At 68.7% G+C, this 10,838-nt stretch carries 7 protein-coding genes; 3 read left to right on the forward strand and 4 right to left on the reverse strand.

Annotated features, from left to right (window positions below; translation table 11 throughout):
- Positions 1 to 7 precede the first annotated feature (7 nt).
- Together FAB82_RS13960 and FAB82_RS13965 are read right to left on the reverse strand one after the other, a co-directional pair.
- Positions 8 to 562, reverse strand: a complete 555-nt coding sequence (locus FAB82_RS13960; RefSeq protein WP_136535145.1) for a response regulator — start codon at positions 560 to 562, stop codon at positions 8 to 10.
- Entirely contained in the window at positions 559 to 4,962 is a 4,404-nt protein-coding gene (locus tag FAB82_RS13965; RefSeq protein ID WP_136535146.1) for a HAMP domain-containing protein, read from the reverse strand. Before FAB82_RS13965 ends, FAB82_RS13960 begins: the two co-directional genes overlap by 4 nt.
- Positions 4,963 to 5,212: 250 nt before the next feature.
- On the opposite strand from FAB82_RS13965, the gene FAB82_RS13970 reads away from it, so the two are divergent.
- Together FAB82_RS13970 and FAB82_RS13975 are read left to right on the forward strand one after the other, a co-directional pair.
- Positions 5,213 to 6,205, forward strand: a complete 993-nt coding sequence (locus tag FAB82_RS13970; RefSeq protein WP_136535147.1) for an LPXTG cell wall anchor domain-containing protein — start codon at positions 5,213 to 5,215, stop codon at positions 6,203 to 6,205.
- Positions 6,206 to 6,394: 189 nt separating this feature from the next.
- On the forward strand, positions 6,395 to 8,392 hold the full coding sequence (locus FAB82_RS13975; protein ID WP_168801595.1) for a SpoIIE family protein phosphatase: 1,998 nt from the start codon (positions 6,395 to 6,397) through the stop codon (positions 8,390 to 8,392).
- A gap of 78 nt (positions 8,393 to 8,470) precedes the next feature.
- On the opposite strand, the gene FAB82_RS13980 is transcribed toward FAB82_RS13975, so the two are convergent.
- Positions 8,471 to 9,439: a C40 family peptidase gene (locus FAB82_RS13980; RefSeq protein ID WP_136535149.1), complete on the reverse strand. Its 969-nt coding sequence runs from the start codon at positions 9,437 to 9,439 to the stop codon at positions 8,471 to 8,473.
- Between the two features lie 305 nt (positions 9,440 to 9,744).
- Here FAB82_RS13980 and FAB82_RS13985 point away from each other — a divergent pair, with 305 nt between their 5' ends.
- Complete coding sequence (locus FAB82_RS13985; protein ID WP_136535150.1) at positions 9,745 to 10,227, forward strand: cysteine dioxygenase; 483 nt, start codon at positions 9,745 to 9,747, stop codon at positions 10,225 to 10,227.
- Positions 10,228 to 10,370: 143 nt separating this feature from the next.
- Here FAB82_RS13985 and FAB82_RS13990 read toward each other — a convergent pair whose 3' ends face one another.
- On the reverse strand, positions 10,371 to 10,580 hold the full coding sequence (locus FAB82_RS13990) for a hypothetical protein (RefSeq protein WP_136535151.1): 210 nt from the start codon (positions 10,578 to 10,580) through the stop codon (positions 10,371 to 10,373).
- Between the last annotated feature and the right edge of the window lie 258 nt (positions 10,581 to 10,838).

Consider the following 10,838-nt stretch of genomic DNA (forward strand, 5'->3'; position numbering starts at 1 on the left):
CCGGTTTCTAGTCTTCGCCGGGTGCCAGGACGGAGAGGATGCGGTCGATCTCGGTATCTTCGCCGTGCTTGTTGCGCCAAGCGGAGAGCGCGGTGTGTGCCTGTTCGAGGCGGCGGGTGAGGTCGTGCTCGCGCTCGCGCAGGTCGCGGGTGCGTTCGGTGCCGCGGCGCAGTTCCTGCCCCTGGCTCCACAGGTCGATGAAGACCTTCACCTTGGTGCGCAGCATCCACGGGTCGAAGGGCTTGGTGATGTAGTCGACGGCGCCGACGGAGTAGCCGCGCATGGCCAGGTGGGCGTCGCGGTCGGCGGCGGTGAGGAAGATGATCGGGGTGTGGCGGGTCTTCTCGCGCTGCTTGATGTGTCGGGCGGTCTCGAAGCCGTCCATGCCGGGCATCTGGGCGTCGAGGAGGATCGCCGCGAAGTCCTCCGAGAGCAGCCGCTTGAGGGCCTCTTCGCCGCTGGTGACGGCGATGGTGGCGACCGGGAGCCCCTGGAGGATCGCTTCGAGGGCGAGGAGGTTCTCGGATCTATCGTCCACGAGCAGGACGCGGGCGGTGCTCATGCGTGCTCTCCTTGGGTCGGGCCGCCATTGTCTCCTCCGGACGCTCGCGCCGGGGAGTCGGGTCCGATCCACTGTGCCATGGTGTCGAGCAGTAGGTCCAGGTCGACGGGCTTGGTGAGATACGCGCTGGCGCCGGCTTCGACGGACTTCTCGCGCTGCTCGGCCAGGGCCTGGGCGGTGAGGAAGATGATGGGCAGGTCCTCGAACTGGCTCATGCGGCGGATGACGCGGGTGGTCTCGTTGCCGTCCATGCCGGGCATCATCGAGTCCATGAGGACGATGTCGATGTCGGTGTGGTGCTGGAGGGCGTCGATGCCGTCGGCGCCGTTCTCGGCGTAGTGGACGTCGATGCCGTGCAGTTCGAGCGCGGCGGTGAGCGCGAAGACGTTGCGGATGTCGTCGTCGACGATGAGGACGGTGGCGCCGTCGAGGTCGGCGGCGGCGGCCGATGACGAGGGCGTCTCGGGGGCTCCGGTGAGGATGGTCGGTCCGGGCTCCTCGACCGGGAGCGGCAGTTCGGCCCGGATGCTCTGGAAGTCGCCATCGGTGTCGATCTCGGCGGGGATGACGAAGGAGAACTTGGAGCCGCCGGAGCCGGTGTGCTCGATGAAGACGTCGCCGCCGAGCATCTGGGACAGGGACTTGGAGATGGACAGCCCCAGTCCGGTGCCGCCGAAGTTGCGCCTCGTGGTGCCGTCGGCCTGCTGGAACGGCTCGAAGATGATCGTCTTCTTGTTCTCGGGGACGCCGATGCCGGTGTCGATGACGGAGAACGCGACCCGTTCGGCGGCCGAGTTGAGGTGCGGGGAGTCGAAGCGGAGGTCGGCGGGGACTCGTCGGGCGGCGAGGGTGACCGATCCGCTGCGGGTGAACTTGACGGCGTTGGAGAGCAGGTTCCGCAGCACCTGCTGGAACTTCTGGCCGTCGGTCTTGAGGGTCGCGGGCACGCCCGGTCCGACGTCGATCTTGAAATCGAGCTGCTTGTCATCGGCCTGGGGCCGGAAGGTCGACTCGATGTCGCCGAGGACCTCGCCGAGGTCGACCGAGTGGACGGCGACGTCCATGCGCCCGGCCTCGATCTTGGACAGGTCGAGGATGTCGTCGATGAGGGTGAGCAGGTCGGTGCCGGCGTTGTGGATGGTGCGGGCGAACTCGATCTGCCGGTCCGAGAGGTTGTTGTCGGCGTTCTCCGAGAGCAGCCGCGCGAGCAGCAGCAGCGAGTTCAGCGGCGTGCGCAGCTCGTGGGAGACGTTGGCGAGGAACTCGGACTTGTACTTGGAGGCCTGGGCGAGCTGCTCGGCCTTCTCCTCGATGTCCTGGCGGGCCGATTCGACTTCGAGGTTCTTGACCTCGATGGCCTTGTTCTGGGCGGACAGGAGCGCGGCCTTGTCCTCCAGCTCGATATTGGTCTCCTGCAACCGTTCGGACTGGGCCCGCAGCTCCCCGGCCATGCGCTGGGACTCGCGCAGCAGCACCTCGGTGCGGGCGTTGCCCTCGATGGTGGCGAGGGTGACGCCGACGTTGGGCGCCAGCGAATCCAGGAACTTCTTGTGGAGCCCGGAGTAGGTGTTGAACGAGGCGAACTCGATGACGCCGCGGACCTTGTCGCCGAACTGGACGGGCAGGATGATCAGGTCGGTCGGCGTGGCCTGGCCGAGGCCGGAGGAAATCTCCAGGTAGCCCTCGGGGATGTCGTGCAGGTGGATGGTGCGCTTCGAGGCGGCGGCCTGGCCGACCATGCCCTCGTTGTCGGCGATGACGACCTTCTCGCCGGGGCTGGGGTGGCCGTAGACGGCGTTGAGCCGGTAGCTGACGTTCCCGGTGATGTCCTCGTGACGGACGTAGAACGTGGAGGTCTGCGCGTCGATGAGGGTGGTGACCTCGTCGAGGACCATGCGGGTGACCTCTTCGACGCCGCGGCGGCCCTGCAGCAGCGAGGAGATGCGGGCGAGGTTCGAGTTGAGCCAGTCGACGTCGGTGTTCTGGCGGGTCTTGTCGCGCAGGGCGGTGATCATCTGGTTGATCGACTCGGTCAGGTCGGCGATCTCGCCGGCGGCCTCGAAGTCGACCGACTGGGTCAGGTCGCCCCGGGCGACGGCGTGCGCGACATTGGCTATCGCGCGCAACTGCAGCGTCAGCGTCGCGGCGAGCGAGTTCACGTTGCGGGTCAGGGCGAGCCAGGTGCCCTCGACGCCGGCGACCTCCGCCTGGCCGCCGAGGTTCCCCTCGACGCCGACCTCGCGGGCCACACGCGTGACCTCGCCGGCGAAGCTGGAGAGCTGGTTGACCATGGTGTTGACGGTGTTCTTCATCTCGAGGAACTCGCCCTGGGCGTCGACGGTGATCTGCCCGGTGAGGTCGCCGCGGGCGACCGCGGTCGTGACCTCGGCGATATTGCGGACCTGGAGGGTCAGGTTGGTGGCCATCGAGTTGACGTTGTCGGTGAGGTCCTTCCAGGTGCCGGAGACCCCCGGCACGCTGGCCTGGCCGCCCAGGATGCCCTCGGTGCCGACCTCGCGGGCGACGCGCGTGACCTCGTAGGAGAACTGGGAGAGCTGCTCGACCATGGAGTTCATGGTCGATTTGAGTTCGAGCATCTCGCCCTGGGCGTCGACCGTGATCTGGCGCGACAGGTCGCCTCGGGCGACGGCGGTCGCCACGGAGGAGATGTTCCGGACCTGCGCGGTCAGGTTCGAGGCCATGCCGTTCACGTTGTCGGTCAACGCCTCCCAGATACCGGAGACGCCCTGGACGTTGGCCTGCCCGCCGAGCTTGCCGTCGGTGCCGACCTCGCGGGCGACGCGGGTGACCTCGTCGGCGAACTGCGACAGCTGGTTCACCATCGAGTTCATCGTCGACTTGAGTTCGAGCATCTCGCCTTGAGCGTCGACCGTGATCTGGCGCCCCAGGTCCCCGGCGGCGACGGCCGTGGCGACGGAGGAGATGTTCCGGACCTGCGCGGTCAGGTTCGAGGCCATGAGATTGACGTTGTCGGTGAGGTCCTTCCAGGTGCCGGAGACGCCCTGGACGTTCGCCTGGCCGCCGAGGCGGCCCTGGCTGCCGACCTCGCGGGCGACCCGGGTGACCTCGTCGGCGAAGCTGGAGAGCTGGTCGACCATGGTGTTCACGGTGTTCTTGACCTCGGCGATCTCGCCGGAGGCCTTGACGGTGATCTTCTGGTTCAGGTCGCCGGCGGCGACGGCGCTGGTCACCTTCGCGATGTTCCGGACCTGCTCGGTCAGGTTGCCGGCCAGCTGGTTCACGTTCTGGGTGAGGTCGCGCCAGGTGCCGGAGACGCCGAACACCTGGGCCTGGCCGCCGAGGCGTCCGTCCGTGCCGACCTCCTTGGCCACGCGGGTGACCTCGTCGGCGAAGTTCGACAGCTGGTCGACCATGGTGTTGACGATGGTCTTCAGCTCCAGGATCTCGCCCTGCGCGGGCACGGCGATCTTCTGGTTCAGGTCGCCCCGGGCGACGGCGCTGGTGACCTTGGCGATGTCGCGGACCTGGTCGGTCAGGGACGAGGCCATGGAGTTGACATTGTCGGTGAGGTTCTTCCAGGTGCCGGAGACCCCCGGGACCTGGGCCTGGCCGCCGAGGCGCCCCTCGGTGCCGACCTCGCGGGCCACTCTTGTGACCTCCCCGGCGAAGATCTGGAGGGTCTCGGTGAGGGAGTTGATGGTGTCGGCGAGCTCGGCGACCTCGCCGGAGGCCTTGACGGTGATCTTCTGGTTCAGATCGCCCTCGGCGATCGCCTGCGTCACCGTCGAGATGGACCGCACCTGGTCGGTCAGGTTGGAGGCCATGGTGTTCACCGCGTCGGTCAGCGAGCGCCAGGTGCCGGAGACGCCCTGGACGTCGGCCTGGCCGCCGAGGATGCCGTCGGTGCCGACCTCCTTGGAGACGCGCGTGACCTCGCCGGCGAAGCTGCGCAGCAGGCCCACCATCTGGTTCACGGTCTCGCCGAGGCGCCGGAACTCGCCGCGGAGCTGCTTGCCCTCGATCTCCAGGGCGGCCTCCTGGGTGAGGTCGCCGGCGGCGACGGCCTCCAGGACGCGCCCGAGCTCGGTCGTGGGCCGCACCAGCTCCTCGACCAGGCGGTTGACGCTGGCGGCGCCGTCGGACCAGCCGCCGTCGAGGTGCTCGATGTCGAGCCGGTGGTTCCAGGAGCCCTCCTGGCCGACGACGCGGGCGATGAGCGCGAGGTCGCGGGTCTGGCGGTCGGCCTGCTCGACCACGGCGTTGAACCGGTCGACGACCTCCCCGGCCAGGCCCTCACCACGCGGCAGCCGCACCGAGAAGTCGCCGCGCTCGACGGCGCCGAGCGCATCGGCGAGCGAGCGCAGGACGTCGGACTCGTCGGCGGCGGGTCGGGCTGCTCCGGAAGCGGTGTCCGTCATGGCGATCTTCCTCAGCTCGGAATCAGGCTTGCCTAACAGGTTGTCACACCATCGCTCGAAACGCGAATGCAGGTTACGCAGAGCAAAGTGTCCGGTCACGCAAGGTAAATACGAGAGAACTTAAAAGAATTGTGCAACCGCTGGCCACTGTGGGACGTGTGAGTTGCGGTGTCGCCCCCGGGGTGAGTCAGCTCAGTGGAGCCCGGGGGCGGTGCCGAGAACTTCAAAATTCCATTTCCCTAGGAGCACAATGCATTCCCTCAATAGGACCGGTCTGCGCGTCGCCGCGGCCGGTGCCGCAGCGGCCCTTACCCTCGCCGCAGCGGCCCCCGCGTTCGCCCAGAACGACGACGACGAGATCGTCACGGACGACGAGACCACCACCGAGGAGATCGTCGACGACGAGATCACGGACGAGACCGGCACCGGAGACGACGCCCCGGCCGAGGACGACGAGATCGTCACGGACGACGAGACCACCACGGACGAAGAGACCGAGGGTGAGGACGTCGAGGACGAGGCCGACCCGATCGCCGAGGACGAGTTCGAGCTCGAGGACAGCTTCGAGTACGAGTTCGCGTTCCTCAACCACGTCCTCCTCGGCGCCAACCCCGGCGAGACCCTGACCGGCCACCCGGAGATCCGCGTCAACAGCGAATCCTCGATGGCCGACGAGCGCGCCGCGACCGTCCTGTGGTTCGAGGACTCCTCCGACGTCTACGCCTGGTTCGAAGAGGGCGAACTCGTCTGGACCGAGGCCGTCGCGGTCATCGCGGACTACGACAACTGCCAGAAGGACGACCACTTCGTCTACTGCGTGCTGCCGGAGTTCGACCCCGAGGTCGGCACGACCTACACCCCGAGCGAGGAGACCCCGGTCCTGTTCGAGGTCCTCCAGGCCGTGACCGAGGCCGACGGCGCCGCCTACGGCGGTTACGACATCGACCAGGCCGGCCTGGAAGAGGCCGAGGCCGCCGGCATGGTGTTCGAGGGCGACAACCAGCTCACCCTCGTCGAGTCCAACGAGGGCATCAGCGACGAGTACTTCTCGGAGTACTGGGGCTGGATCTTCTTCGAAGGCGACGAGCGCGGCTGGGGCAACGTCCCCCCGAGCGAGGGCGAACTGCCGAAGACCGGTACCTCCTCCACCATCATGATCTCGGCCGCGGCCGCGGCACTCGCCGCCGGCGCCGGCGTGTTCATGTACCTGCGTCGCCGCAAGACCGCGCAAAACTGGGAGTAGCCCCCGGGCGTACCCCCGCACCCCTCTGAAGACGACCGCCCCGGCACCTGCCGCCGGGGCGGTCCTTCGTCTCCGGGCGCCTTCGTGCCATGCCCCACACGTCCGGACGCTGCCCCAGCCCAATCGGCGACCACCCACCTAATGGTCCGGTACCTCGTCCCGGTGTCGGCCCGGCATAGACTGGCCCACGTGACGTACCCCGAGAGGGCCACCCGCCGGCTCCGCCTTCCGGCCGACGACCGCTCCCCGGCCGCCGCGCGGGCCGCCGTCCGGGCGGTCCTGACCGAAGCCGGACTGACCGAGCTGCTCGACGAGACCCTGCTGCTCACCACCGAGCTGGCCACGAACGGCGTCGTCCACGCCGGCACCGACATCTCCCTGGCCGTCGCCGCCGACCCGATCGGCGTGCGCGTCACCGTCACCGACTACCGCTCCGGCGGCATCGAACCGGCCGACATGGCCATGCCCGAGGTCACCGCCCAGGGCGGGCGCGGCCTGCTCCTGGTCGACCGCTTCGCCTCCTCGTGGGGCACCACCCACGACCAGACCGGCAAATCGATCTGGTTCCGCATCGACCGCGACCCCGACGCCGCCCCGCCGGTCCCGCGGCCCGCCGACTCCGATCCGGCCGAGCACACCGCCGCCGACCTGGACGGCCTCGCCTCACTGCTGACCGTCGCCACGTCCCTCCAGACGCGGTTGCCCGTCGACCAGCTCGTCACCGAACTCCTCGCCCGCCTCCACGACGCCACCGGCGCCGCGGGCGGCACCATCGAATACGACTCCGGCGACGGCACCGGCGCGGCCGTCCTCGCCAAGTTCGGCGACCCCAGCCCGGTCGTGGTCGAATGCGACCTGCCGCTGACCTCGCCCGCGTGCGGGCGCCTCACGCTGTCGGGGACCCCCGACCCGTCGTGGAAGCCCCTCGCCGAACTGGTCGCCGAGCGCATCGCCCTGGCCGTCCAGATCGACCGGATGCGCACCGAGGAACAGCGCCGCTCCGGCTGGCTCACCTACCTCGCCGAGGCCGGCGAGCTCCTCGCCCACTCCCTCGACGAGCACCTCACCGTAGCGCTCATCCCGCAGCTCATCGTCCCCCAGCTGGGCCGCTGGGCCACCGTCCACCTCGTCGGCGACACCGGCGTGCTGCGCCTGTCCGCCATCACGCACACCGCCGAGGACGAACTCGAAGTCCAGCGGGCCCGCCTGGACGCCGCGACCGTGGCGCTCCAGACCTCCCTCGCCTCCGACGGGTGGACCGGCATGGAACTGCCGGTCCCGCGCGGACTCGACGGCATCGCCGTGCCGCTGTCGGCGCGCGGCGCCACCATCGGGGTCCTCACGGTCGGGCGCCCCGACGGGCGCCAGCACTCCAGCGAGGAGCGCGCCGTCGTCGCCGACCTCGCCAAGCGCTCCGCGCTGGCCCTCGACAACGCCCGCATCCACGCCGAACGCCAGGCCGTGGCCCACGAGCTCCAGGCGGCGCTCATGCCCGGGAGCCTGCCCGACGTCTCAGGCGTCAGCTTCGCGGCCGAATACCTTCCGGCCGAAGCCTTCGGGACCGAGGTCGGCGGCGACTTCTACGACGCGACCGAGCTGCCCGAGGGGAAGCTGTGGGTCGCGATCGGCGACGTGTGCGGCAAGGGCGCGCAGGCCGCCGCCGTCACCGGCGTCGTCCGCGACGTCCTGCGCGTCATGGCCCGCGACGGCCGCCCGCTCCCGCGCGCCCTCGAACTGCTCAACGCGACCCTGCTCGAACAGCCCGGCGACCTGCGCTACGCCACGCTCGCCTCGGCGCTGCTGGAGCGGCGCCCCGGCGGCGGACTCGGCGCGATGCTGTGCCTGTCGGGCCACGAGAAGCCGCTGCTGCTCAAGGCGAGCGGCGAGACCGAATGGGTGGGCACCGAAGGCACCGCCGTCGGCCTGTTCCCGCATGTCAAGGTCAACCCGGCCCAGGTGCGACTCGACATCGGCGACGCCCTGGTGTTCTTCACCGACGGCGTCACCGAGCGGCGCGATGCGGCGGTCATGTTCGGACACGATCGCATCGTCAGGGCGGTCCGGGACGTCGCCGGCAAGCCCGCCCGCGCCATCGCCACGGCGCTGCTGGAGGCCGTCCAGCAGTTCTCGCCCGACGCGCCCCGCGACGACATCGCGATCCTGGTGGTCCGCTGCGAGCCCGGCTAGCCGAAACGGCCCGAGCCACGCGAAAGGCCCCGCGGCCCCTGGAAACCAGGGGCGAACGGGGCCGCAGGCGTCCTCGTACTAGTGCAGGATCGTGGTCGCGCCGACCCACGAGTTCCCGTGGTCGACCTCGACGATCTTGACCACCGTGGTGGAGTTCGGCGCGTGGACGATCAGGCCGTTGCCGATGTACATGCCCATGTGGCTCAAGTTGTTGTAGAAGACCAGGTCACCAGGCTGCAGCTGGTCCTTGCCGATCTGGGCGGTCTGGTTGTAGATCTGGGCGGCGTTGTGCGGCAGGGAGATGCCGATCTGCTCGTAGGCGCGCATGATCAGACCCGAGCAGTCCCAGGTGTCGGGGCCGGCCGAACCGAAGACGTACTGCTCGCCAAGCTGGTCGAGCGCGAACTCGACCACCGCGAGCTCGTCGTTGTTCATGTGCGGCAGGTTGTTCTCGTTGAAGCCGGGGATGTCCTCGCCCGCGACGACCTGCCACTCCGCTTCGAGGTCCGCGGTGCGCTCCTCGAGGTCTTCCTTCTGCTTCTCCAGCTCGTCCTTGTCGGCTTCCAGGTCGCTCTGGAGGTCTTCGAGGAGTTCGAGCTGGGAGGTGTACTCGTCACTGACCGTCTGGAGCTCTTCCATGAGGTCGAAGTTGTAGAGGTTCGCCGAGTTCAACCGCTCCAGGCGCTCCACGAAGGCCTGGGGGGAACCGGATTCGAGGATGAGCGCCGCGTCGCCCACGCCTTGGTCCACATAGGTCTCATTGATGAAGTCGGCCAGCTGGTCGCGCAGCTCGTTCAGCTCGGCCTCCGCCGTGTCGACTTCCGCCTGGGCCTCTTCGAGGAGCTCCTCGTTGTCGGCGATCTCCTGCGCCAGACCGTTGTACGCCTCTACCGCGGCGTTGAGGTCTTCGCTATTGGCCTCGATCTCGTCATTGATGTCAGAGACATCGCGATCGGCCCAGGCCGGGGTCGAACTGACTGCCGCGACGAGCAGGCCGCCGATAACGGCCAAAGACGTCCACTTGCGTCGGGGGGACAACTGGTACACGAGGAGGGAGCTCCTTCAGACTGTCGGGGTGCTCGGACGAACTGATGGGTTTTCGCCAAGAGGCCGAAGATGAGCCTAGCGCGCGTCGCTGCCCCCGGGTAGACCCCCTGTGCGACAAATTCGCTGCGTGACGCCCATTCCACACCCGGTGTGCCCGATCTGTAAGTCCGCTGGGAATTCCGGTACCATCGATCCCATGCCTTTCACGATGTGCCGCTGTCACCAGTGTCGATAGGCCCGCCGCCCCGGGCCCGCCTTCGCGACCACTCCTGACAACCACTGCGACACATCGAAAGCCGATCACCATGAGTCATTCGACGCTCACTGTCCTTGCGGCCGACCGCCTTGCCGCGCTCGCCGGTTTCTACGCCGAGCACCTGACGCTGCGCCCCCGCTTCACAGGGGCCGGCCGCTGGGCCCGCCGGGTGCTGTCGGGACCGGACCACGAGGCATGGCTGCTGGCGTGGCTGCCGGGCCAGGGCACCGAACTGCACGACCACGGCGGGACCCGGACGCCGGCCGCCGCGGCGCTGACGGTCGTCTCCGGTTCGCTGACCGAGTACCAAGTCGTACCGGGCGACTTCCCGGGCCTGCGCCGCAAGGAGTTCGAGACGGGCGAGGTATCGACGGTGGACGATCGCACGGTCCACGCGATGCGGAACGAATCGGACCGCCCGGCCGTGAGCCTCCATGTGTACTCGCCGGGACTGGAGGCCATGCGCGCCTACCAGTTCGACGAGACGGGCCTGGCCCCGGTGAGGATCATGCGGGCCGGCGAGGATTGGTGAACCGGGCCGGGCTCGACCCGGCCCGACTCGCTATCCCTCGCATTCTCAGGTGATGATCGCCCAGATGCGGGCGGCTTCGGCCAGGATCTGGTCTCGGTGCTCGGTGCTCGGTGCTTGGTGGCCCATTCGGTGCGAAGCGGGGCCTAGACGGTCAGTCGCGCTGCGCCCGAACCGAGTCCGGTGACCGACTCGAGGACTTTGGGTTCGTGTCCGATGATGGCGATGCGCAGCCGGGCCTGTCCGGGGACCGGTTCGAACCGGAGGCAGCGGGAGTCGATCCAAGCAGCAGCAGCAAGGAAATGCAACCGCAGGGCCTTCTTGACAGGGCTTTCAGAGCGAACTGCTCGGTTCATGCGGCCCCACCCCCGAAACCGCGCTGTTTTCAGGAGCTTCCCACTGGGAGCCCGTCAGGTTTCTCACGTGCCACCGGCAACCCGCCACATCGACGCACGGAACGTCTAGCCCAGACGACGGACCGCAGCATCTCGATTCTGAGAGTTTCCCTGGCGTGGCACGGTTGTGGGTGGCGGGTTCGCGTGGGGTGTGGTCGCGCTCGAGGAGGCCTGCATTGGGGTGGGGGCGCTGGCGGGGACCATCATGTACATGGTCGG

Source organism: Glycomyces buryatensis, from assembly GCF_004912275.1.
Classification (GTDB): Bacteria; Actinomycetota; Actinomycetes; order Mycobacteriales; family Micromonosporaceae; genus Glycomyces; species Glycomyces buryatensis.

Bases quoted from the DNA above. Each gene is read 5' to 3' on its own strand.
- FAB82_RS13985 (WP_136535150.1), top strand. From the start codon at position 9,745: ATGAGTCATTCGACGCTCACTGTCCTTGCGGCCGACCGCCTTGCCGCG.
- FAB82_RS13990 (WP_136535151.1), bottom strand. From the start codon at position 10,580: ATGAACCGAGCAGTTCGCTCTGAAAGCCCTGTCAAGAAGGCCCTGCGG.
- FAB82_RS13970 (WP_136535147.1), top strand. From the start codon at position 5,213: ATGCATTCCCTCAATAGGACCGGTCTGCGCGTCGCCGCGGCCGGTGCC.
- FAB82_RS13965 (WP_136535146.1), bottom strand. From the start codon at position 4,962: ATGACGGACACCGCTTCCGGAGCAGCCCGACCCGCCGCCGACGAGTCC.
- FAB82_RS13960 (WP_136535145.1), bottom strand. From the start codon at position 562: ATGAGCACCGCCCGCGTCCTGCTCGTGGACGATAGATCCGAGAACCTC.